Origin of the sequence: Geomicrobium sp. JCM 19037, from assembly GCF_000698105.1 — a bacterium.
GTDB lineage: Bacteria > Bacillota > Bacilli > Bacillales > Marinococcaceae > Geomicrobium_A.
Window position 1 is genome coordinate 1 of sequence record NZ_BAWZ01000048.1, and the last position, 21,732, is coordinate 21,732.

Annotated in this window: 24 protein-coding genes and 4 pseudogenes; 21 read left to right on the top strand and 7 right to left on the bottom strand. The window is 44.5% G+C overall.

All coding sequences use genetic code 11. The features are described 5' to 3' along the window. Positions 1-1,231: 1,231 nt before the first annotated feature. From JCM19037_RS25295 to JCM19037_RS19770, 3 genes and pseudogenes are all read left to right on the top strand, one after another. Positions 1,232-2,128, top strand: coding sequence for a hypothetical protein (locus JCM19037_RS25295; RefSeq protein ID WP_042404017.1), 897 nt, complete (start codon positions 1,232-1,234; stop codon positions 2,126-2,128). Between the two features lie 20 nt (positions 2,129-2,148). Continuing rightward, positions 2,149-2,985 (top strand): serine hydrolase domain-containing protein, encoded by an 837-nt coding sequence (locus tag JCM19037_RS19765; protein ID WP_042404019.1) that lies wholly within the window; start codon positions 2,149-2,151, stop codon positions 2,983-2,985. Beyond that, positions 2,979-3,317 (top strand): annotated as a pseudogene (locus JCM19037_RS19770) (HIT domain-containing protein). Before JCM19037_RS19765 ends, JCM19037_RS19770 begins: the two are co-directional and overlap by 7 nt. A 25-nt stretch (positions 3,318-3,342) precedes the next feature. Here JCM19037_RS19770 and JCM19037_RS25300 read toward each other — a convergent pair. Then, positions 3,343-3,486: a lmo0937 family membrane protein gene (locus tag JCM19037_RS25300; RefSeq protein WP_152549159.1), complete on the bottom strand. Its 144-nt coding sequence runs from the start codon at positions 3,484-3,486 to the stop codon at positions 3,343-3,345. Positions 3,487-3,668: 182 nt separating this feature from the next. Between JCM19037_RS25300 and JCM19037_RS19775 the strand changes: the two genes are divergently transcribed. The 7 genes from JCM19037_RS19775 to JCM19037_RS19800 all read left to right on the top strand — a co-directional run bounded on the left by JCM19037_RS19775 (position 3,669) and on the right by JCM19037_RS19800 (position 7,224). Further along, positions 3,669-4,070, top strand: coding sequence for a VOC family protein (locus JCM19037_RS19775; protein WP_042404021.1), 402 nt, complete (start codon positions 3,669-3,671; stop codon positions 4,068-4,070). A 107-nt stretch (positions 4,071-4,177) separates the two neighbouring features. Beyond that, positions 4,178-4,909, top strand: a complete 732-nt coding sequence (locus JCM19037_RS19780) for a class I SAM-dependent methyltransferase (protein WP_042404022.1) — start codon at positions 4,178-4,180, stop codon at positions 4,907-4,909. Beyond that, positions 4,906-5,550: an HAD family hydrolase gene (locus JCM19037_RS19785; RefSeq protein WP_042404023.1), complete on the top strand. Its 645-nt coding sequence runs from the start codon at positions 4,906-4,908 to the stop codon at positions 5,548-5,550. Before JCM19037_RS19780 ends, JCM19037_RS19785 begins: the two co-directional genes overlap by 4 nt. After that, positions 5,547-6,410 (top strand): hypothetical protein, encoded by an 864-nt coding sequence (locus JCM19037_RS19790; protein ID WP_042404024.1) that lies wholly within the window; start codon positions 5,547-5,549, stop codon positions 6,408-6,410. The genes JCM19037_RS19785 and JCM19037_RS19790 overlap by 4 nt, the downstream gene beginning before the upstream one ends. A 40-nt stretch (positions 6,411-6,450) precedes the next feature. Then, on the top strand, positions 6,451-6,747 hold the full coding sequence (locus JCM19037_RS29650) for an LOG family protein (RefSeq protein ID WP_307189889.1): 297 nt from the start codon (positions 6,451-6,453) through the stop codon (positions 6,745-6,747). After that, positions 6,735-7,022 carry a TIGR00730 family Rossman fold protein gene (locus tag JCM19037_RS29655; RefSeq protein ID WP_307189890.1) on the top strand — a complete coding sequence of 96 codons (288 nt, stop codon included), beginning with the start codon at positions 6,735-6,737 and terminating at the stop codon, positions 7,020-7,022. Before JCM19037_RS29650 ends, JCM19037_RS29655 begins: the two co-directional genes overlap by 13 nt. A 7-nt stretch (positions 7,023-7,029) precedes the next feature. Further along, positions 7,030-7,224, top strand: a complete 195-nt coding sequence (locus JCM19037_RS19800) for a hypothetical protein (protein ID WP_042404026.1) — start codon at positions 7,030-7,032, stop codon at positions 7,222-7,224. On the opposite strand, the gene JCM19037_RS19805 is transcribed toward JCM19037_RS19800, so the two are convergent. Then, positions 7,189-7,917, bottom strand: a complete 729-nt coding sequence (locus tag JCM19037_RS19805) for a 1-acyl-sn-glycerol-3-phosphate acyltransferase (protein WP_052364118.1) — start codon at positions 7,915-7,917, stop codon at positions 7,189-7,191. The genes JCM19037_RS19800 and JCM19037_RS19805 overlap by 36 nt on opposite strands. Before the next feature lie 140 nt (positions 7,918-8,057). On the opposite strand from JCM19037_RS19805, the gene JCM19037_RS23605 reads away from it, so the two are divergent. The 5 genes from JCM19037_RS23605 (at position 8,058) to JCM19037_RS19830 (ending at position 11,733) form a co-directional block, all read left to right on the top strand. After that, positions 8,058-8,318, top strand: a complete 261-nt coding sequence (locus JCM19037_RS23605) for a hypothetical protein (RefSeq protein ID WP_052364119.1) — start codon at positions 8,058-8,060, stop codon at positions 8,316-8,318. Then, positions 8,297-8,509, top strand: a complete 213-nt coding sequence (locus JCM19037_RS23610) for a hypothetical protein (RefSeq protein WP_052364120.1) — start codon at positions 8,297-8,299, stop codon at positions 8,507-8,509. The genes JCM19037_RS23605 and JCM19037_RS23610 overlap by 22 nt, the downstream gene beginning before the upstream one ends. Before the next feature lie 214 nt (positions 8,510-8,723). Further along, complete coding sequence (locus tag JCM19037_RS19815; protein ID WP_042404027.1) at positions 8,724-8,993, top strand: hypothetical protein; 270 nt, start codon at positions 8,724-8,726, stop codon at positions 8,991-8,993. Positions 8,994-9,376: 383 nt separating this feature from the next. After that, positions 9,377-10,018 (top strand): thioredoxin domain-containing protein, encoded by a 642-nt coding sequence (locus tag JCM19037_RS19820; RefSeq protein WP_042404028.1) that lies wholly within the window; start codon positions 9,377-9,379, stop codon positions 10,016-10,018. A 1,367-nt stretch (positions 10,019-11,385) separates the two neighbouring features. Then, positions 11,386-11,733, top strand: a complete 348-nt coding sequence (locus tag JCM19037_RS19830) for an NUDIX domain-containing protein (RefSeq protein ID WP_238544828.1) — start codon at positions 11,386-11,388, stop codon at positions 11,731-11,733. 80 nt (positions 11,734-11,813) lie between these two features. Here the strand turns inward: JCM19037_RS19830 and JCM19037_RS19835 are convergent. Beyond that, positions 11,814-13,219: pseudogene (locus JCM19037_RS19835) on the bottom strand (BCCT family transporter); the annotation flags it as partial. 291 nt (positions 13,220-13,510) lie between these two features. Here JCM19037_RS19835 and JCM19037_RS19840 point away from each other — a divergent pair. After that, positions 13,511-14,747 (top strand): annotated as a pseudogene (locus JCM19037_RS19840) (dicarboxylate/amino acid:cation symporter). Positions 14,748-14,787: 40 nt separating this feature from the next. Here the strand turns inward: JCM19037_RS19840 and JCM19037_RS19845 are convergent. Continuing rightward, positions 14,788-15,720, bottom strand: a pseudogene (locus JCM19037_RS19845) (arsenic resistance protein). Positions 15,721-15,799: 79 nt separating this feature from the next. On the opposite strand from JCM19037_RS19845, the gene JCM19037_RS29660 reads away from it, so the two are divergent. Genes JCM19037_RS29660 through JCM19037_RS26085 form a run of 4 tightly spaced genes read left to right on the top strand, consistent with a single transcriptional unit; the run spans position 15,800 to position 18,704 of the window. Further along, positions 15,800-16,390 carry a hypothetical protein gene (locus JCM19037_RS29660; protein ID WP_307189891.1) on the top strand — a complete coding sequence of 197 codons (591 nt, stop codon included), beginning with the start codon at positions 15,800-15,802 and terminating at the stop codon, positions 16,388-16,390. Then, a complete protein-coding gene (locus JCM19037_RS29665; protein ID WP_307189892.1) occupies positions 16,324-17,169 on the top strand; it encodes a YjiH family protein in 846 nt (281 codons plus the stop codon). The genes JCM19037_RS29660 and JCM19037_RS29665 overlap by 67 nt, the downstream gene beginning before the upstream one ends. A 51-nt stretch (positions 17,170-17,220) precedes the next feature. Beyond that, entirely contained in the window at positions 17,221-18,510 is a 1,290-nt protein-coding gene (locus tag JCM19037_RS19855) for an aspartate aminotransferase family protein (RefSeq protein WP_042404037.1), read from the top strand. A gap of 53 nt (positions 18,511-18,563) precedes the next feature. After that, entirely contained in the window at positions 18,564-18,704 is a 141-nt protein-coding gene (locus tag JCM19037_RS26085) for a hypothetical protein (RefSeq protein ID WP_193744823.1), read from the top strand. 126 nt (positions 18,705-18,830) lie between these two features. Here JCM19037_RS26085 and JCM19037_RS19860 read toward each other — a convergent pair whose 3' ends face one another. Beyond that, on the bottom strand, positions 18,831-19,238 hold the full coding sequence (locus JCM19037_RS19860; RefSeq protein ID WP_042404040.1) for a hypothetical protein: 408 nt from the start codon (positions 19,236-19,238) through the stop codon (positions 18,831-18,833). Positions 19,239-19,303: 65 nt separating this feature from the next. After that, a complete protein-coding gene (gene smpB / locus JCM19037_RS19865) occupies positions 19,304-19,777 on the bottom strand; it encodes an SsrA-binding protein SmpB (protein ID WP_042404043.1) in 474 nt (157 codons plus the stop codon). Between the two features lie 79 nt (positions 19,778-19,856). Between smpB and JCM19037_RS19870 the strand changes: the two genes are divergently transcribed. After that, a complete protein-coding gene (locus JCM19037_RS19870) occupies positions 19,857-20,558 on the top strand; it encodes a nucleotidyltransferase domain-containing protein (protein WP_042404046.1) in 702 nt (233 codons plus the stop codon). Here JCM19037_RS19870 and JCM19037_RS19875 read toward each other — a convergent pair. Further along, positions 20,553-21,623, bottom strand: a complete 1,071-nt coding sequence (locus JCM19037_RS19875; RefSeq protein ID WP_042404049.1) for a branched-chain amino acid aminotransferase — start codon at positions 21,621-21,623, stop codon at positions 20,553-20,555. The genes JCM19037_RS19870 and JCM19037_RS19875 overlap by 6 nt on opposite strands. Between the last annotated feature and the right edge of the window lie 109 nt (positions 21,624-21,732).

The window sequence follows — 21,732 nt, forward strand, 5'->3', positions numbered from 1 at the left end:
CGACCTGCGGGGTCTCGTCTCGGTCCTTCTTCCGCAGGCGTCACCGCCTTTCGTTCCAATTAACGGTACTGAATGGGCGTCGTTGTTGTACTAGAGGTTCTTCGTTTTGAAACTGAACGGTATACATACACTTTGGAGATCATGGGTAGCCGCAAAAACCATTTATTGCTAAATCTACTGTGAACGAATAACATCGATTTTCAATGAATTTGAATTTTTGCCTTTAACGTTTGGTTTACCATTGGTTATTAAAGAATCTCACTGAATCCGATGACCGAGAACGGTCTTTACGGGCAAACGTCTACCTATTGTCTGTTCATGTCCATCTCACTTCAACAACTTCGTTTCCGATCGTTGTTCATCACGGCAAGAGTTGTAGGCAATACGGAAAACGTTTTACAAAGGTTCAAAGTGGTGACCTAGGGTAACCACTTGACTAAAGCATGTGATGACCTGGCACTTATGTGACAATCCAGTGCTCAAACCGTGCACTTATGGCCCTCAATTGTCACTTATATCGCGTTTTGTGACCATTGACTCCGTTTATGTGCACATTCACGTTTAAATGATGATTTTTCTTTCCCGATTGTCACTTAAACGAATATATGGGGCATTTGGACTTCTTCACACACATCGTAGCCAGTAGGTAGAAAACACGGTGGGTGTACTTTGACCACCGATGTTGCACTTGTGCTCTGGAGTGCAATCAACCACTTGCACTGGAAAGCAAAGACTCGTAGCGCGAATCAGGAACACATTCAGTTCATCCCAAATCGTAGGTGTGACTGGGGTGCACATGAGAGTCAAATACTTCGTCCAAAATGAACTTGTGGATAGGGTGAACCCGCTCATCTCGAAAAGAACTGTTATCTGTAATTGTTGAGGAGTCTTTTGAGATAGACGGGGACAGATACGAGTATGCGACATCGGGTGTTACAGAGAAAGGAAATCAAGTGAAATCACATTCTCTGCAAATAACCATTGCAACCTGGCGCTTACTTAGGATTGGATACGAGGAGTACATATGTACAAACGTGGAGGGAGTTTGAGGAAGCGGATGTCCCTGAAGAGGCGAGGGAACAGTTGTGCAATCAATGAAAGGAGCATTATTTCCTGGGCAATATAATCAACTATCTTAAAGTGTAGTGATCATTTGAAATATATCCTCCAGCAACAGAAAAAACTCACTTTTCGATTAATTTGTGGTAGAGTGAGTACAGGAGGGGATCGTATGTTTGCTAGTGAAACGAAATCTTGGATAAAACGAAATGCAAGACCTTTGGAACATGCGCGCTGGCAGTATTTGTTTGAAGGCAGGTCTTCGGCATCTGTGCTTGAATGCTTGACAGCATTTCAAAATGAAGATGGAGGGTTTGGTCATGGATTAGAGCCAGATGTTTGGTTGCCAAATTCTTCTGCCATTGCCACGTGGTCTGCGGGTCAAATTTTACTTGAAGTTGAAGCCACTCGGAATGAACCGGTCGTTCAGCGGATGTTGACGTACTTGATGAATGCTTATGATGAATCGATCGGTTTATGGCGAACAGTCATCCGAGAGTTTAATGACTATGCTCACGCACCGTGGTGGACGTATTCAGAAGAGGCGCAGCAATTTTGGATGTACAATCCGTCGGTAGAACTAGCGGCATTCCTCATCTACTGGGGCGAGCAAGGTGGCCAAGAAGCACGTTTAGGATGGCGCGTCATTGAAAAGGCTACAGATCGTATTCTTAGTTGTACGGAAATGGATTTTCATGAGATTAACAATTTCCAAAATATGTTAAACGTTGTCGGTGACGATTGGGAACGAGGAAAAGATGTAAAAGCCAAACTACACGAATTGGTCCATGAAGTGATGAACAAAGAGCCTGACACTTGGGAGCAAAGTTATAGCCCGACACCACTGCAACTCATTACGAGTCCAGAAGATGAATTGTACCCGACGTACGAAGAGCTTGTTGAGGAGAATTTACGTTTCCTTAAGAGACAAATACAGCCTTCTGGTGTGTGGGACATCCCTTGGGAATGGGAAGGAGATGCGTTGAACTTTGCCGTTGCAAAGGAGCATTGGAAAGGAATTCGAGCAGTAAACCACATAAAAACACTTCGGACATTTGCTGCGTTATGATCAACGATGTTAAAAGGAAAATGGACAAGTATGAGGTTCCTGCGGTTAGTTTGAGCACGTGTACACACGAGAATGTGTCCAGTTTAACAATCGGTGCTCCCGAACACCAGTTGTTTCACGCATGTTCGATAAGCAAAATGATGACGGCGTTGCTCGTCGTCAAGTTGGAGCAGTGTGGGGAGTTGGATCTCGATGTGCACGTAGTTCGTGACTGTACGCTCCGGCAATTACTCGTCCATCAAACAGGCATTCAAGATATTCCCGGACTTGATTCCTCGATGCCGTTTTCAGACCAGTCGCTACAGCATACAGAGTCACGCACATTTGTATACGCAGATAGCAATTATTGTCTCATCCAACAATATCTAGAGAACAGGTTTCGACGGCCGTTTTGGCAATTGGTAGAGTCCTACATTTTTGATGAATATGAGATGTCGAGTAGCCGTTATCCCATTCGTCAAGATTCGGATTTAGTGTACGGGACTTTTGTGGATGGGGAACAAGGACAAGTCCCATTGCCAGACCCTTCATTTCATGCGGCTGAAGGGTTGTGGACGACAGCGGCCGACCTTGGACAAATGACTGCTCAACTGATGGGTAGAGATGAAGAGCTTTTCATTCAAATGTACACACCGTTACCGTCAGCACCGTGGGCGGGGTTAGGTATATTCATCGAAGGAGATGTTGTGAATTCACTTGGATGGGGAGAGACTTTCCAAGGGATGGTCGTGCTTGACCGAAAGACGAAAGTTAGTGCGATTGTTTTGACGAATCATAATTCAGGTAGGCATCAACGTGAAGGTTTCATTGGTGATGTTGTGGATTATTTATTGAAGAGAAGGGGAGATTTGTGTTGACTGAAGATTTTTATTGCGATGAAGTACTAAGTGGTAACACCGAAGTAAATAAGGTGTATGAAACAGAGCTTGTGCTGGCGTATTATCATACGAAACCTTTTTATCCCGTACATATCGTTGTTATCCCGAAACGCCACATCGGCTCATTACTCGATCTTGAAAAAGCGGATGATGCGATTCTGTTGCAAATGATGGATGTGGTTAAGGTCGTTGCAGCAAAAGTGAAAGAAGAATAAGGGGCGTGCCGAGTACTGACCAACCTCGGAAACTATCAAGACTCGAAGCATTTGCACTGGCATGTGTATTTTGGAGAACCGCTTCATAAAAAGTAAAAAAGCCAAAAGGTTTCCCTCTCGGCTATAATCTTCGACCCGTAACAAGCTGCACAATCAATACAATGAGTGCGACGACGAGTAAAACGTGGATTAATTGGCCGCCAAAACTTCCAATAAAGCCGAGTAGCCATAAAACAATGAGGATAAGAATTAATGTCCAGAGCATACGATGTCCTCCTCTCGTTGTCCAATTTGTAGATTGTATGACAGGGTGTCCAATAGAATGCATTATTTATTTCTACAAGGAATTTCTCAAACGTTCATCGATAGGGGTGCTCATGACTTTTATTCATCAGGCAGGTTCGCTACAATAAACGTGATATAGAAGGATGAAAGTGAGGATTTAATTTGGAGCCAAGAATTTCAAGTGTCACAATTTTTGTGGATGATCTTTCCCGCTCATTTGCGTTTTATCGACGGTTGTTTGAAATTCCACATGAACAGATGGTTATCCATGAAGATCATGTGGCGTTCTTTTTTGAGAATGACCTCTCGCTCGTTTTATTAGAAAATGTGGGAGCAAAAGCGAGTCAGATGATGCTTACCCATGCTGCTGAATTTGCAGATGACGTTGATGCGATTTTGCAACGAGTGGTCGCTGCAGGAGGGCAAGTTGTACAATGGCCAGAGAAGGATGCTTCTAGTTACGCAGCCCTTTTTGAAGACCAGATGGCCACTTATGGGAAGCGATTGCGTGGATATAATGGACGAGGTGAACGATGCCTTGTTCATCGTCCCGATCGATTTTGACAAAGGAATTGTGCGAAGAAAGCAGGATTTTGTAGTTTTTTGACGAAAAACAGTATATAAATACGGCTGTAACTCACTTCGTAAAGTGAGATTCGTCATGAAAGAGAGTGAACATTTGTGAAGATACGTTTGAACACCTTGTCGACCCTTTTTTATCAGAATACATAAAAAATACAGAAGAAAAGATGTACAACATATTAGATTTGGCTTGTGGGACGGGAGATTACTTGATTAAACAGTCGGGTAACTTTTCGAAAGAACGGATGAACTGGCACGGTGTGGATTCATCCCCATATTTATTAGAGCAGGCAAACGGTCGAGCATCACAAATTATCTATCGGCACGGCTATGCAGAGGACCTCCCTTATGATAGAGAATGGTTTCACTATGTGGCGATGTACGATGCTTTTCAGTATTTCATTCAAAAAGAGCAAGCCTTAGATGAAGTGCACCGTGTATTGAAAGATAATGGCAGGCTGACGATTGGTAATACTTCTCCTGAAGATATGAAACAATGGTGGATCTATCACTACTTTCCGGAGGCATATGCGATTGATTTTGAACGGTATTGGACGAAACATCGGCTCATTCAGGAGTTAGAGGACCGAAATTTTCAAGTGCAAATGACGATCAATCATCACGTGGAAGTGCTCTCTTTGCCGGAGGTTGTGGAGCGTTTAGAGGCAAGGAATTATCCTATCTTGTCGATATTGAATGATCGTGATTATGAAAAAGGAAGAGCGCGTGTCGAAGCGGATTTGCAGCACGAACCTAATAAAACGATAAAAAGTGAGTACACAGAAATGGTCTGCGTGGCAGATTTAGGAGTGGAGACATGAAAGCATATATTTTTGATTTCGATGGGACATTAGCGAATACGTTGCCATTATGTTTTGATTGTTTTCGGCGCGTATTTAAAGAATTTGACAATCGAGACGTAACAAATGATGAGATTATCGAAATGTTCGGTCCGACTGAGGTGGACATTTTGCGAAAACACTTGAAAACCGAGCAGAAAGAGCAAGCGGTTCATGAATTTTTGAGCCGTTATGAGCGGGATCATGAGTTGTATATTCAGCCAGATGAGGAGATCATTCGTGTAATTCGCTCGCTAAAAGATGCAGGTTATCGGTTAGCAATCGTCACAGGAAAAGGTAGAAAAGCGTTTGATCTCACTTTTGAAAAAGTTGGATTAGAGACGTTTTTCGATGTCACGATTACCGGAGATGAGGTGCGACAGCCTAAGCCACATCCTGAAGGAATCGAACGTGCCATGCAGGTGTTAGGTGTTGAGGCAACTGAAACGATTTATATTGGCGACAGCTCGGCTGATGTAGAAGCTGGGAGGCGAGCGGGGACAGAAGTCGCTGCGGTTCAATGGTTGCCTGTTTCGCAAACAGAGAAATTTGATGAACAAACAGTTCGTGTATGGCACACGCTCAAAGATCTTGAGCAGTTTGAAGCGAGTCGACGTGAATGAAGATTTTCGACACAGTTCCTTTTTTTGTTCGCTTGTATGAACCGTCACTTGCGTTTTTGCACAACTATCAACGTGCGTTCTCTAATACGTTCAAATCGTACCGAAAATATCATTGCAAAAATACGACGGAACAAAAAGAATTCGCGCTATCGGAATACGCCATTGACCACATCGAACGTGTGCATAAAGAGATTATTCCGATTATTGAGCGGACAGCCCGAGCGTATGAAGAGCAATACAGCCTCGTATTTCCGATTTCTGTGCAGCTGATTGTCGGCGTGTATGGGTCAAATGCGTATGCTGAGCGAGAAGTTGTCCCAAACATAACGTTCGCACTTGAACAGTTGCCCGCAGATGAAGAGAGTCTATCAATAATCGTCGCTCATGAACTCGGGCATGTTGCCCACCATATGTTGACCGATCAAAAAGGGTGCGATTGGGGAGGAATGATGTGGCAGGATCCACGCATCTCCGCGTTTCAAGAAGGAGCGGCGATGTATTTTTCGAAGCAAATCGTCTCCGGCCTTCCTGATTTTAAGTACTTCTCATTCGATGCTCAAAAAGACGACGGCTACCAAAAAGCTTTAACGCTACTTCCGGGCATCGCGCGTGCGTTTTTAAAGGATCTACAACAGCAGTCAAGTACACAAATGGTTCGAGAATGGTTTTCAATTCGAGGTGGCGAACAATTTGAGATTCCGCGATTAGGTTATGTCATCGGAGAGCAGTTTGTGGCAACTGAGATTGAGCGGTTAGGGGGAGAGCGGGCATTGACTTTGTGGACGGAACCTAACTTTCTGCAATACATGAACAGCTGGTTGGAAGAAGTGTGTGAAAATGAATTTAAGAACAGATCATGATAAAATGGTACGAAATGAGAGATAAAGGCAGGCTACAACAATGAATGTCCAATCACTGGCAGTTTTTTGCGGATCTAGTTCAGGGACCGATCCGATTTATATGAACGTTGCCCGCGAACTTGGGGAGCGACTCGCAGAACAAAAGAAGACACTCGTCTACGGTGGTGCACGAGTCGGTTGCATGGGTGCAGTCGCAGACGGTTGTTTATTCAAAGGCGGTAAAGTATATGGCGTGATTCCTGAGCGCTTAACGAATGTTGAAATTGCGCACGCAGGCTCACAGAGCTTCATACCGTTGAGACGATGCACGAGCGTAAAGCGAAGATGGCCGAGTTAGCCGACGCGTTTGTCGCCCTTCCAGGAGGTGCGGGGACGTTAGAAGAGTGGTTTGAAGTGTTCACATGGGCACAACTTGGCTATCATGAAAAGCCCGCTTGCATTTTAAATGTAAATGGATTTTTTGATCCGCTTCTTGAGATGCTCCAGCATACGATTGAGCAAGGCTTCATGAAACCGGAGTACCGAGATACGATCCTCGTCGCCGAGTCCCCTGAAGAGCTTATTCAGATCGTCGAAGATCACCACGTCAAACCGGTGTCAAAATGGGAGTAATCATTTCATGGTAAACGGTTGGCTTATTCTATTATTACTCATTGGTTCTGCGCTTACGATTGGCGTCACACTTGCCATCGCCAAAAACCCAGGGGAAGACCGGTATAGTAGCGAGAGCAGTTTCAATCTACTCACGTTAATGTACACCGTCGTCGTCCCGATTGTTTTAGTGTTGGTGATTGCCATTCTTTTCTTTCTCTAGCCTTAGAGGTGCGGCAATCGTGTGCTCAATCACCTCGTTAAACTCGGCAGTCGTCCCGTATTGTTCAGGATTCAAAGGAGGGTGGACGTGAATATTCACCCGAGCGGGTTTTATTTGCCCATTGTTTTCTTCCAAAATTTTATAAGAACCATCGATCGTGATCGGCAAAACGGGGATGCCGATCTTTTTTGAGATTCTTGCCGCTGAATTGCTAAATTCTCCTAAGAAACTTCCTTTGCTGCGATGACCCTCGGGGAAAATGCATACCGATTTCCCAGCTTGAACCATCTCGCCTGCTTCCTTTAATTTTCGAATGGCTTCACGTGGTTTTTCTTGATCCAAAAAGATGCATTGCTTATACGTCATCCACGTGCCGAACAACGGAACGTTCTGCAATGATTTTTTCGCAATAAACGATAGATTAATATTCACGTGACTCAAAAGCAGCGGGATGTCAAAGTTACCTTGATGATTGGAAACGTATAAATACGATTCTTTTTCTTTTACGTTGTGTTGGCCATGAACGGTTACATCGGTGTTTGCGATGCGTAACGTTCGATCGGATAAATTTTTCGTCAGGCGGTTTGCTTCATTATATGCCTGCTCGCTAGGCTTACGACGAAGCCAAAACATCTTAGGAATGATCAAAAGTAAAAATAGTGCTGCGTGCCCATAGGCGAAAATTGTTCTCATGGTGTGTCACTCCTCGTTCATTCTACGCTAGTACTATATCTTGTTTTTAATCGATGCGTAAAGGGCGAGGCAAAACGTTAGAAAATAACAGAATTTTCATTTAAAATGAGGGTATACATTTCTTATATTGGAGGATCTCAATGGCACAGACATTTGCATCATTAACGAACTCGATGGTAGCGATTGAAAAGCTGTATGAAGTTGGAGAAGATCGACTCATCCAACCGATGAGAGAAGGGAAATGGTCGGTCCGCGAAGTGGTTGGGCATCTAGAGTCTTGGGACACGCACATTCTTAGCGAATGGGTACCTGCAATTGAAGAAGGTGCACGGTTATCGGCGTTTCCTGATCATGAAGCTTTAATCATGAGGCGATTGAAATGCGCAAAAACCTCGATGTGAAAACGAGCCTTGATCAGTTTCTTACAACGAGAAAGAAACTGATCAGTCAGTTGTTAGCGATAGACCCGAATGTACGGTTTACTATCGGTGATGGCAAACGACAATATTCGGTTGAAACGTTCGCAAAAATGTTCGCGAAACATGACCAACATCATATGAAACAGATCGAAGAATTCCTAAGCAACGAATAGCGACAAAGAGATTTTTAAAAAGGTATTGACATGGCCTGAAAATAGGAGTATCGTAATCTCCGGCTCAACAAATAAAGATTGTCGATAAAATGTCACATTGATTTCGACGAGAGCCCGATTTCCGTGCTGCTGGGCATAGTTATGGCCGGATCACGTATTGGCTGCATAAGCTGTAATTGCAGCAGCGCGAGACTGTAATGTTGGGGGATTAGGGATGAAATACTTCGAGTTTTTTGCGCCATTTTATGCTTTGATTAAAGCACCAACGAAAAATAAGGCAATGAGTATCTACAAGAAAAGAGTATGGGAGAACGGGCCTGAAGACTGGAGAGAATGTTCCAGAGATTACGCACTCATGCGTTTTGCCATGGATCATCATCCTGCAACCACTGATATTCCGGTCACTCTCAACGAATTCACAGATACCGACGCTGACGTATTAATTGTTACATGTCAGCCTGCAAACTTAAAAAACGCAAACTAAAAACGCACAGCCGCCCTATATGGGCGGCTGTTTTTGTGAGCTTCTGGCTAAAATAAAGGTGTTGAACGTTAAATTTTCCTTATTTTCGCTGTTCGTGCTTGTGTGAGACCGTTTTTGCTTCCAAAAGAGCTTGGATTGGAAACAAAATCACACACTATCCCCGTTTTGGCCCCAATCCATGGACGTCTGTTTCCAAAGACACGTTTATGGAAACAGACCGACGAACGACTGTCTTCTTTTATTCCTTAAGTTTGAATCACGCGACTTTCGAAGAATGAGGTTGAATCAAATCAAGAGAAATTCACATGTAAAAAAGTTGTCAAACGAAAGGCTATCAGAGGATGATGAAACGGGTATGATGGACGAGAGGGAGTGGTGTACATATGAAATGGTTAGTCACATCTACCGTAGGAGTTATTGTGCTTGTCGTTGCTGGATTTCTCCTTTTTAATTCGTCTGGAGGCACTCAAGATGTTACGGAGCCTTTGCTTGAAGGACAGCCAATCCTTGGTGATGAAGAGGCAAATGTGACCATTATTGAATTTGGGGACTACAAATGTCCAGCGTGTAAAGTATGGGATGAAACTGTTTTTGAGAACTTGTACGATGAGTACATTCAAACCGGTGAAGCAAATTTCGCCTTCATTCACGCGCCATTTCACGGTGGAGAGTCACTTCTTGCGGCATTGGCTAGCGAGTCGGTGTGGGATCGCCATCCAGAAGCATTTTGGGAGTATCACAAAGCGCTTTACGACTTCCAACCAGAGAACGTTGCCCATGATGAAGAATGGGTAAGTGCAGAAGTGTTACTCGGTATTGCGGAAGATATTGAAGCGGATATTGATGTTGCACAACTTGCGAGCGACCTCGTTGACCAGACATACCAAGAAGAAGTCGAACAAGATATTGATCTTGTTCAAGAATACAATGTTGAACGGACCCCAACGATTATAATTAATGGAACGCTCATTGAAGATCCATTTGACGAAACATTGATTCATGAAACCATTCAATCTGAACGGTAGATTGTCCCGGTTCGTGTTCGATCTTTGCTACGCAGGGATGCTCGTTACTCACGAGCATCCGTTTGACATCGGTCGACGCTTTTGGCGATTGGGTCGATCTCGATGTAGAAGATTGAATTGCCGAAAAAAACAGTTCCGACTAAGCCTAACATGAATGGTTACATAAAAGATTTAGAGAAACAAATTGCGGTTTACGTCTATATAAGTTGAACTAGAGAAGTTCACTGAATTGAATGATCGAGATGGGTATTTGTGCGAGTGAGTGCTTGTATATTGCGTGTTGAAATTCATCTCGTTGCCGATCGTTGTTCGTCACTGCAAGGGTTGCGAGCAACACGAAAAACATTTGCCGAAGGGTGAAAAGTTGGACCGAGCTCACCACCTGGCACAAGCATGTGATGGCCGGTCACATATGTGACAATCCAGCCTCAAACCGGGCACTTTCGGCACGCAACTGTCACAAATCGCGATATTTGTGACAGTTGACTTCGTTTATGTGCGCATTCACGTTTAAAATCATGATTTTTCATTCCCAAGTGTCACATTAATGAATATATGGGGCATTTGGACTTCTTTCCTCACACCGTAGCCCGGGCGGGCGCTGAAAAATTAACGTGTCTGTTCATAAGTGACTCGTTAACTCGACGTATTGGTTAGATCTATGTGGGGATATCAACAATTTAGCGTGTTACGATCGTTAAGAATCCCATCATAGAAGCGTCTATGTGGGAATATCGCCTTTCTATGTGGGGATTCCGGCTGAAAATTGTTCTTAAATGAAGAAAATTCCATCATAGAAAGGGTCTATGATGGAATTTTCACCATTATATCAAGCGAAACACTTTTATATGATTTTTAATTTCTCATTTTCAGTGACCTCTAGCCAGGAGGCAGGAGTTCGCCACCGATGTTGCTCTTGTACTCTGCACTGCATAGAAAACACGGTGGACGTCTTTTGGCCACCGATGTTGACCTTATAGTCTGGACTACAAGCATCCGCCAGCAGTGGAAAGCAACAACAAACTTCGCAATCAGGAAAATGTTACGTTCCTTCTATATAGTTATAAATTGGTGTTTACCCGTAAATCGCGGAGGTCTGTCCAACGCCGATGGGATTTTGGGCACTCTATTTCCAAGAAAACAGTGAAGTTCTTTGCGTCAAGATAAATCACGGGTACACGTGTGGAACTTCATGATTCTCAGTCACCGTTTTAAACGTTTGAACATGTTATAATGTGAGGATGACGATAGAAAGGCTTGATCGGGATGACGGCGAATCAGCAGAAAGTAACGGCGTATATAACGCGAGTGGTGAACGAAGACGTGCAGTTGTTGACGATGACGTCCAATGATACAACTTGGCAGGAGTGGAAGTTCCAGGAGGAACCGTCGATGCTGGCGAGAATTTGGAAACGGCTCTATTTCGTGAAGTGAAAGAAGAAGCTGATCTCACTGATGTTGAAATCATATCCTACTTAGGGGATAACGAATATATTTCAAGAACGACAGGTGAGCGAATTATTCGGCATAACTATCATCTGTGCTTTAACGGTCAATCACGTGATTCATTTCAAGTCATTGTTGAAAGCAATGATAAAGATAACGGCTGGCTCTATGACTATGAATGGGTTTCTCTTAGTCAAGATGAAGAGCTACAATTAGCCGACAAATTACAACCGGGTCTCATTCAGTTACGCAAACGCATTCTTCATTAAGAAGAAGTGCGTTTGCGTTTTTCGTTTTTCAGCGCTTTAAACAGCGACAAAACCATCAGGATCATAACGATGGAAAAAGGAAAAGCGGCGACAATCATCGTGTTTTCAAGGGCTTGCAAACCGCCGGAGTAGAGTAGAATCGTAGCAATTGCCGATAGAAGTAACCCCCATGTTAACTTGATTCGTGTCGGTGGGTTCGTTGAACCGTTTGTCGAGTGCATACCGAGAACGAACGACGCCGAATCGGCAGATGTGATAAAGAATACGGCAATTAATAGAAGTGCCAAGATGGACATGATTGTTGGAAAGGGTAAGGAAGTAAGCATTCCAAATAGCATTTCCTCGGTTGCGAGTTCATCTAACCCTAGGTTCAATGTTTGTTCTGCGTGAATGGTCGTTCCACCGAGAAAAGCAAACCAAATGAAGCTTAAAACTGATGGGACGAGCAACACACCAATGGTGAACTCACGAAGGGTTCGACCTCTAGACACACGGGCGATGAATGTACCCACATAAGGGCCCAAGCAATCCACCATGCCCAGTAGAAAATCGTCCAGTCTTCTGTCCAAGCGCGTAAATCGCTATTATCAGGTGCAGCACGAAAGCTCATCTCCGGAATGGTTTGTAGGTATTGACCGAACGACTGGGTGAGAATGTTTAAGTTAAAAAGTGTAGGCCCCGTAATAATGACAAAAATAAGTAAAAAAGCGGCGAGTAACATATTTGTGTTACTCAAATATTTAATGCTTTATGAATTCCTGTATAAGAGGATAGCAAAAATAACGCTGTAATTACGATAATGATGAGCACTTGAAACAGGAAACTTTCTCCAATTCCTGTCATGAATGTCAAACCACCGTTAATTTGTGTCGCCCCGAAACCGAGCGTTGTCGCAACACCACAAACGGTTGCAATAATTGCCACAATGTCAATAAATTTTCCTGTCGTGCCGCTTGTGTTCATCAATGGTGAAAGTGTAGCGCTTATCAGCTGGTGCATCGAGTCGGAACTTAAAGTAAGCCAAACAGATCGCCACGATCGCATAAATTCCCCAAGCGTGTAGACCCCAATGGAAATACACGTGACTCATGGAGTCCAATACGGCAGCATCTGAACCTTCAGTCGTTGTCGGGGCATCAATTAGGTAATGAGAGAGAGGTTCTGCAGCTCCCCAAAATACGAGGCCTGTTCCCATCCCAGCGCTAAATAGTAGGGCAAACCACGTTGCATAATTAAATTCAGGTTTGTCTGTATCTTTCCCTAATTTAATCTTCCCGTAAGGCCCAATGATAAAGAAAAGACAAATGATCACAAAAATAAATACAATAATCAGATAATACCAGCCGAAAGCTTGGGAGATAAAGTCTTGCGCATGAGCGGTTGAGGATTCGAGCATACTAGGATTAAGCGCACCGAAGATGACAATCAATAAAATAACCGAAGCGGATAAATAGAAGACTGGACCAATTCTCTTGTTTTTTGGCATTATATCTCCTTTGAGATGACTGTATTTGTAGTGGCGTTTTATACCTTATCCTCTTATACCTAGTTGTCACGGGACAAAACAAATTTTATATTATATTCAGAAAACATTTTTAGCGTATTTCTTTGAAAAAAATGTGGACAAATACTTTCACTACATAATATGATGTATCTACTGTTTAAAAGAAAAGCACTTCGTTCTCTTATGATCGATTTAACAGAAAAGATTATATTGTGAAACGATTAAGAAATATTTTAGGATAGGTCTTTGTCGTGCGTAAGGGGAGGATTTTTAATGAGTTTAACGAAAAAAATTATTATTGCTCTAATCGCCGGCCTTGTTGTCGGTCTTTCTTTAAATGCATTTCTTTCAGAAGAAGCATTTTCAACGATTGATTATTATGTGCTCAGCGGTAGGGGATATCTTTCTACGAGCGATCTCGATGCTCGTCGTTCCGCTCGTGTTCTTCTCCCTCGTCTTAGGGGCAGCGAGCATGAGTGATGTAAAAAAACTAGGCCGTATTGGCGGCTTTACGATGGGTTTTTACTTACTAACGACGCCAATCGCGCTAGGCATAGGGATTGGGGTTGCGTATCTACTTCAACCAGGTACGGAAGGCCTTATGCAGCAAGACATGGAAGGGTATGAGCCAAACGAAGCTCCACCAGTGATGGAAACGCTCATTAACATTATTCCTTCTAACCCAGTAGAAGCGTTAGCATCTGGAGAAATGTTACAAATTATCGTTTTTGCCCTCTTAATCGGGTTTGGAATTGCGATGCTCGGTGAAAAAACGAAAGGTTTGCTCGACCTTGCTAGACAAGCAAATGACGTCATGATCTGGCTCGTGAAGATTGTCATGTTGCTTGCCCCATTTGGTGCATTCGCGCTCATCGCTTCAGCCATCGGAGAACTCGGTTGGAACGCGCTCGAATCGATGTTTATGTACATGTTAGCGATCGTACTCGCGTTATTTATACAAATGATCGTCGTTTACGGTGGGCTCGCATATTTCTGGGGGAAGAAAAACCCAATCGAGTTTTTCAAAGGATTCTTTCCAGCAATGGCTGTTGCGTTTAGTACATCGAGCAGCAGTGCAACACTTCCAGTGACGATGAAGTCAGCAGAAGAGAATTTAGGCGTGCCTAAACAAATCAGCTCGTTTACTTTACCACTCGGTGCAACGATTAACATGGACGGAACCGCAATTATGCAAGCGGTAGCTACCATCTTCCTTGCCCAAGTGTATGCCGTAGATTTAGGCGCTACAGAATTACTCACGATTATCCTGACTGCGACACTTGCAAGTTTAGGAACAGCGAGTGTTCCGGGTGCAGGCATTATCATGCTTGCCATGGTGCTACAGTCCGTCGGCATTCCGCTTGATGGCATTGCCCTCATCCTTGCCGTTGACCGTATTCTAGACATGACACGTACCGCCGTGAATATTACCGGTGATGCAACAGCTTCTGTTGTCATCACAAGAATGGAAAAAAAGCGCGGCGAAACGTTTGACGAAGAAAAAGCATAAAGAAAGAAGCGTCCTCACTCATGAAGTGTGGACGCTTTTTTTAAGCTCTTGAGCGGAGCAATACGCGGGCGAGGATGGCGAGAATCGGCAACTCGATCAGCGGCCCGATCACAAGAGCGAGAGCCACGAGAGGAGTGTCAGGAAATACGGCGACAGCGAACGCAAGCGCTACTGGGGAATTGCGCGCAATAATCGTCATTTGTAAGCTAACAGAATCGGCATAATTAAACCGCCAAAGCCGGTTCGTCCATTTCCCAACGAAGAAATTAACGATGAAAAAGAGAACGATCGGAATGAACAATAAACCGATCACTTCGACGTTTTGAAACAACAGCTCCCTTGAGACGAAAACATCGCCACAATCGCCAGCATGAGAAAATACACTTGAGCGTGATCCCAAACGCGTACCCATCCTTCCAACTTCTTTTCTGATAGAAAGAAACGTGTCACTCCCGCTACGAGAAAGGGGAGAGCGAAGACGATGACAATGCTCGATAGTAAGGTTTCAAAAGAGATGAGTTGGAAGCTTCCAGCAAAAACGAGTATATAAATAGGAAGTAAGACGATTTGTAATAGTAAATTCATTGGCAGAACAGATGTGGCAAGGGTAACGTTCCCTTTGGCCATCGCTGTAAAGATCAGATACCAATCTGTGCAAGGTGTGACCATGAGCAAGATGAAACCGATCCAAAGTGCTGGATGGTCTGATAGAAATAGGCCCCGAGCCGAATGCGAGCAGCGGGGACCAAAGAAAGTTGATCCCAATCGTTGTTGTCAAAAACTTCTTATTGCGCCACGACGCACGTATAGACTGTAACGGGATCGTTAGAAACAGTCCGTAAAGCATCAGTACAAGAGCGGGCACAATGAAAACGTCTGCATTCTGTTCGACAGCAGAGAACTGCCCTAGCAGAAGTCCAAGTAGGATGGCAAGTAGAATAAATAGTGTCTGGAATTTATTGAGGTTGTTCATAGTTCTCATTATACAACAATTTATAATTGCATACTTATCCTTATTGTTGTATATTAATGAATAGAAATGAGGGAGCACAATGAATTCTACGACATCAACTAATGAAACGTTATCGATATATTCTAAGATGAAATTTTTGATTCCAACAATGATCGGGGCGATGTTATTCCTCATCCCTCTTCCGGTCGGAGAGGATGGTCAATGGCTAGTCCTCATTGCGGTAATGGCTGATGCCGTGTTGGCGTGGACCGAACCGATCATCGTCGAATTGCTCGTTGCTGTGTTACTGTTTTCGGGTGTGGCGTCTCTTTTAGCGACGGTTGCAAAACCGAATTGGCTTATGCAATCAAAACTGCATCCGCTTTTCGTTGTCCATCCGATATGGCTCGTCATTCGACTTGTCGGTGCGACGTTTGCTGCAATGGTGTACGTTCAGTGGGGACCAGCGTTTTTACTTAGCGAATTTACTGGCGGTGAAGTATTAACGAACTTGTTGCCAACACTTGCCGTCTGGACGTTTATTATGGGTATGCTATTGCCGTTGCTCGTCGATTATGGGCTAATGGAATGGCTTGGGACGATGGCGAATAAAGTGATGCGCCGTTGTTTCAACTGCCTGGTCGTGCTTCTGTCGATTCTGTCGCTTCGTGGATGGGAAATAATATGGTGAGCATTCTCATTACGATTGATCAGTATGAGAATGGCTATTATTCAAAGAAAGAATCAGCGGTCATTGTGACCAACTTTACGATCACAAGCATCGGTTTTGCTTTAATTATTGCGTCCTTACTGCAACTTGAACAGATGTTTTTGCCGTTTTACGCGACCGTACTCGTTGGTGTGTTTGTAGCAGCGGTCATTTGCCCGCGTATCCCGCCGCTTTCATGGATGAAAAATGAATACTATGAGCCGGTTGGGAAGCAAATTAAAGAGGAAGCCCCAACAGACACGTCAACGTTTTCGTGGGCGTGGACAAAGGCGGTTGCTAAAGCGGATGGTGCGGACAAGCCGACGAACATTGTGAAGAAAGGGGTATACAATGCGGTGGATATTTGGTTAGGTATGTTACCGATCGTGATGGCAATCGGTACACTCGCCCTAATCATTGCGGAATTTACATCGTTTTTCCAGTGGATTTCCTATCCGCTCGTCCCGGTACTGGAATGGATGCAAATCCCTGAAGCGGCACAAGCGGCGCCAGCGCTTCTCGTTGGGTTTGCCGATATGTTCTTGCCGGCCATTCTTGCAAGTGGAATTGAAAGCGAGTTGACTCGCTTTGTTGTCGGTGCGGTATCGTTGACGCAACTCATTTACTTGTCAGAAATCGGTGTGATGCTTATCCGTTCGAAGATTCCAGTGAACTTCTGGCAATTGCTCGCGCTATTCATTATTCGCACGATCATCACATTACCGATTGTTGTGCTCATTGCTCACTTTATCGTATTTTAAGTATAATAGAAGATCGAGTTTCGTCTTGTGAAGAAAAGGAGTCTGTTTACGTTGTCAACGAACTGGAACAATCTAGTAGAGAAGTTACCGGAGCGTCTCGCGCCGAGTATGGCAAAGGACCATCCGAATTTGCCTGTTGTTAAAGAAGAAGGAGTCTACTACTACGGTGTGGACAAAAAGAAATATCTTGATTTCACGTCGGGTATTGCCGTGACGAACGTCGGTCATCGTCATCCGAAGATTGTTCAAGCGATCAAAGATGCAGCCGATGAACTGACCCACGGTCCGATCGGGGTTATTCAGTACGAATCGATTTTGAAGTACGCCGATGAGCTGGCGAATGTCATGCCTGGTGATCTTGACTGTTTTTTCTTTGGAAATAGTGGTACAGAGGCAGTTGAAGGGGCGTTAAAGCTTGCACGTCACGTGAAGAATAAACCGTATGCCATCTCGTTTACGGGTGGTTTCCACGGACGTACGCTCGGTTCATTATCGGTCAGTACGTCAAAAGCGAAGTATCGGAAGCACCAGCCGGTAGGGGGTTCGTACCAGATTCCTTACTATGATCCGTCAGACGATGAACAGACGGCCATCAAGAAGTTGGATGCCCAATTCAATAAGCTGTTTGCTCATGCGGTTGATGTTGAGGAAGTGGCTTGTGTCATTATGGAGCCGGTGCTTGGTGAGGGCGGATACGTGATCCCGCCAAAGAGCTGGGTGCAACGCATTCGTGAGATTTGTAACGAAAATGATCTGTTACTCATCTTTGATGAAGTGCAAACAGGGTTTGGACGAACGGGAGAATGGTTTGCAGCCGAACTGTTTGATGTTGTGCCTGACATTATGGCGATTGCGAAGGCAATGGCGTCTGGTCAACCGATTAGTGCGACCGTCGCCCCGCACAAGTTGATGCAACAGTGGCCACTCGGAAGCCATGCGACCACATACGGAGGTAATCCAATTGCGTGTCGCGCCGGGCTTGCTACTCTCGAAATTCTAAAAGAAGAGAACTTGTTGCAAAACGCAAAAGAAGTCGGTGCATATGCAGCTGCACAGTTAGACGAACTTAAAGCCAAATATCCAGTAATCGGAAGTATCCGAGCGGTTGGGTTGATGATTGGCATTGAGATTGTTCATCCGGAGTCCGGTGAGCCGGACGGAGAGCTAGCGATGAATATTCTTGATCGTGCACTTGAAGAAGGCGTTCTCTTTTATTTTTGTGGCAACAAAGGAGAAGTCATCCGTATGATCCCACCTCTTACGGTAACGAAAGAACAAGTAGACGACGGCCTTCTGATGCTCGATCGTGCATTAGAACGAGCAACGAAAAAATCAACGTAATTCCGTATGAAAACCCCCTTGTCCTCATACTTATGAAGACAAGGGGGCTTTTTATGGCGACATTAACATTTATTCTCGTGTTTCAATTCGTAATCTTTCTTGCTTTGCTTGGGGCGCTTCTTTGGATCGGACTTCGCATTAGTCAGAACTCCCCCGTGAATATCCGTCGGGCCTGTTCATTACCGTCATTGTAGCTATGGTTGCTGTGATGGTAAGCGATGCCGCGACGCACGGGTTCTCAATTGCGGGCTATTATTTATTGCCTGTCATCGTCATCATTGTATCACTCGCCATGCTCGTGCAAACAAGGAGATGACGCTTTAAGCCGTATGCTCTGTGGTGCGAGCTTTCATTTCCCGGTGATCACCGAGGACGAGTAGCCCGGCAATGGTAATCGGAACACTCATCATTAAGGAGCTAATCAATAGTTGTATATCCACTTCAGGGAAAATGCTGATTCCTAAAGAGAGGGTAAGTGCAACCAAACCGGTAATGAGGAGCTGTTTAGCCGCGCGTCCTTTCTTTTTATGAATGTTGAATGTACCTAACGTACCGATCGTCACTAAAGCGATAGGGATTAAAATGATTCCCCCCATCACCAGAATAACTATCCACCCACCTTCTGGAGCGATAAAGGCAACCAACCCAGATACAAAAAGCACACTAAACACATACGTGACGATCTGAACGAGGCTAAGCACTGAGAGAATGAGTTGCGTGACATACATGTTGAACTCTCCTTGAATACGCGTAATTTTTAGACAGTAAAAAATAAAAGAGGCAACGAAGCTCCTTATTCCATGCCTTTCATCCGTTGACCCATTACTTTTTCCATCTGTCGTTTTGCATCTTTTTTCTTCAACGATTCCCGTTTGTCGTAGTTCTTCTTCCCTTTTCCTAATCCGATAAGAATTTTTGCGAATCCGTTTTTAATGTAAACTTTCAGCGGGACAAGCGCATACCCTTGTTGCCCTGCTTTACCTGTAAGTTTCTTAATTTGTTGTTTATGCATGAGAAGCTTTCGCGTGCGCACAGGGTCGTGATTATGACGATTCCCTTGTTCATAAGGATTAATGTGCGCTTGATAAAGAAGCACTTCGCCGTCTTCAATGCGTGCGAAACTTTCTTTAATGTTCATTTGTCCAGCGCGAATGGACTTAATCTCCGTTCCTTTCAGAACAATGCCAGCTTCAATTGTTTCTTCAATAAAAAATTCATGATTGGCTTTGCGGTTTTGAGCGAGAACTCGGCTATCATTTTTGGCCATAGAGGTGCATCCTTTTTTCCATTGTCGTTTCTTCATCGTAGCAAAAAAGCGGGGTACCTGCAACGAAGAAGGTGGTACAATGGGGCGAGGAGGTGATCGTTTGCATCCGCACTCAACCCATATTATGCAAAAATATATCGGAAAATTGAAACATAAATTTCCGAACGAGTTAATCGGCGTATACGTTCACGGGTCATTGGCGCTCGATGAGTATCGGCCAGACGTGAGTGACATCGACTTTGTGACGGTTATTCGTGAGCCGTTCACACGTGAGCAAATCGATCAGTTAGGCCCTTTGCATCACCCGGAAATGGAAGGGATATATGTGAGGGCTGACGATGTCGGTAAAACGAGGAGTTCTGTGGTTTATGTTAATGGGAAGCAGCCAGCAATGATTAAGGGTGTGCCACCCGTTACGTGGTGGCTGTTAGAAAAGAAAGGCATCCGATTGTACGGTCCACCATATGACGTGTTCCAAAGCAGAACGACCGACGAACAACTCGTTCACTATGTGAAAGAGAATATGAATACATACTGGCGTCATCATCCAGCACCTGTAACAGAAGAAGATGTGTACTGGTGTTTGAGTGGGGTGCTCAGGCAATGGTATACGCTCGAACACCGAGACATCATTTCAAAACGAGCGGCGCTCGTTTTTGGACACGAAAAACTGCCCACCGAGTGGCACGATTTACTCGGTATAGAGCCGACCTCGAAGCCGATCAAAGACAAAGAGCATGCACATCGGTGCATGCTCTACATCATCGATCAAGCGTTATAATTGTACCGTCCAACCGAACGGGTCTTCGATACGGCCCGTTTGAATACCGGTAATCGTATCATACAACTTTTGGGCAGTCTCACCGGTTTCGTAGTTGTTAATCGTTAGCTCTTCGTCCATGTATTGAAGTAGACCGACCGGTGAGATGACAGCAGCCGTACCTGTACCAAACACTTCCTCGAGCGTCCCAATCTGATGAGCGGCACGAATTTCTTCTAAAGAGATTCTCCGCTCGTGCACCGGCATGTCCCAGCTCTCGAGCAGCTGGATGACACTTTTTCTCGTGACCCCTTCCAAAATCGTTCCGTTAATCGCAGGTGTATGAATCTCACCATCGATTTTGAAGAACACATTCATACTGCCAACCTCTTCAATGTATTTTTTTTCGAGGCCATCCAACCAAAGCACTTGGGACCGCTTATGTGCCGTCGCACGGTCTTGTGCCTTGTACGCCGCACTGTAATTGCCGGCGGTTTTTGCTGAGCCCGTCCCACCAGGTGCAGCACGTGTGTAATGGTCTTCCACGAAAATACTGACCGGGTTCATCCCTTCAGGATAGTACGAGCCAACCGGAGACAAAATCACCATAAACGTATACGTTTGTGAAGGCGCAACGCTTAAATTCGCTTCTGTTGAAATCACGAACGGACGGATATACAAAGAAGTGCCGTCTGCAGTCGGAATCCAGTCTTTCTCAATTGTTACGAGCTCTTTTAAATAGCTGAGTACCGCCTCTTCATCGAGGGGAGGAATACTTAGGCGGTCATTTGATCGGTTGAGTCGTTGCATGTTCTCCTCGGGCCTGAATAAACGCACCGTTCCGTCGTCACCAACATAGGCTTTCAACCCTTCAAATACCGTTTGCCCATAATGAAAAACCATCGCCGCCGGGTCTAGCGTTAACGGCTCATATGGGACAATCCGTGGGCGAAACCACCCTTTATCCGTGTGATAATCAATCATGAGCATATGGTCAGTAAAGTATTTACCAAAGCCAAGTGCGTGTGGGTCGGGCTTTGCTTTTTTGGTCGTTGTAGGAATCACTTCTAAAGTTTGTTGTGTCATGCAAGAGCCTCTCCTTGTCAGAACATTCTTTTTCAATCACTATATCATGAATGCTAACCATTGTGTGGCAAAAAATAGACAAGCAGACTGTTGGGATTGCTGGATTTTA

Bases quoted from the DNA above. Each gene is read 5' to 3' on its own strand.
- JCM19037_RS29660 (WP_307189891.1), top strand. From the start codon at position 15,800: ATGAATTCTACGACATCAACTAATGAAACGTTATCGATATATTCTAAG.
- JCM19037_RS23610 (WP_052364120.1), top strand. From the start codon at position 8,297: ATGCGCAAAAACCTCGATGTGAAAACGAGCCTTGATCAGTTTCTTACA.
- smpB (WP_042404043.1), bottom strand. From the start codon at position 19,777: ATGGCCAAAAATGATAGCCGAGTTCTCGCTCAAAACCGCAAAGCCAAT.
- JCM19037_RS25300 (WP_152549159.1), bottom strand. From the start codon at position 3,486: ATGCTCTGGACATTAATTCTTATCCTCATTGTTTTATGGCTACTCGGC.
- JCM19037_RS29655 (WP_307189890.1), top strand. From the start codon at position 6,735: ATGGCCGAGTTAGCCGACGCGTTTGTCGCCCTTCCAGGAGGTGCGGGG.
- JCM19037_RS23605 (WP_052364119.1), top strand. From the start codon at position 8,058: ATGGCACAGACATTTGCATCATTAACGAACTCGATGGTAGCGATTGAA.
- JCM19037_RS19870 (WP_042404046.1), top strand. From the start codon at position 19,857: ATGGGGCGAGGAGGTGATCGTTTGCATCCGCACTCAACCCATATTATG.
- JCM19037_RS19820 (WP_042404028.1), top strand. From the start codon at position 9,377: ATGAAATGGTTAGTCACATCTACCGTAGGAGTTATTGTGCTTGTCGTT.
- JCM19037_RS19875 (WP_042404049.1), bottom strand. From the start codon at position 21,623: ATGACACAACAAACTTTAGAAGTGATTCCTACAACGACCAAAAAAGCA.
- JCM19037_RS29650 (WP_307189889.1), top strand. From the start codon at position 6,451: ATGAATGTCCAATCACTGGCAGTTTTTTGCGGATCTAGTTCAGGGACC.
- JCM19037_RS19790 (WP_042404024.1), top strand. From the start codon at position 5,547: ATGAAGATTTTCGACACAGTTCCTTTTTTTGTTCGCTTGTATGAACCG.
- JCM19037_RS19800 (WP_042404026.1), top strand. From the start codon at position 7,030: ATGGTAAACGGTTGGCTTATTCTATTATTACTCATTGGTTCTGCGCTT.
- JCM19037_RS19765 (WP_042404019.1), top strand. From the start codon at position 2,149: ATGGACAAGTATGAGGTTCCTGCGGTTAGTTTGAGCACGTGTACACAC.
- JCM19037_RS19815 (WP_042404027.1), top strand. From the start codon at position 8,724: ATGAAATACTTCGAGTTTTTTGCGCCATTTTATGCTTTGATTAAAGCA.
- JCM19037_RS19860 (WP_042404040.1), bottom strand. From the start codon at position 19,238: ATGTATGTCACGCAACTCATTCTCTCAGTGCTTAGCCTCGTTCAGATC.
- JCM19037_RS19805 (WP_052364118.1), bottom strand. From the start codon at position 7,917: ATGAGAACAATTTTCGCCTATGGGCACGCAGCACTATTTTTACTTTTG.
- JCM19037_RS19785 (WP_042404023.1), top strand. From the start codon at position 4,906: ATGAAAGCATATATTTTTGATTTCGATGGGACATTAGCGAATACGTTG.
- JCM19037_RS26085 (WP_193744823.1), top strand. From the start codon at position 18,564: ATGGCGACATTAACATTTATTCTCGTGTTTCAATTCGTAATCTTTCTT.
- JCM19037_RS25295 (WP_042404017.1), top strand. From the start codon at position 1,232: ATGTTTGCTAGTGAAACGAAATCTTGGATAAAACGAAATGCAAGACCT.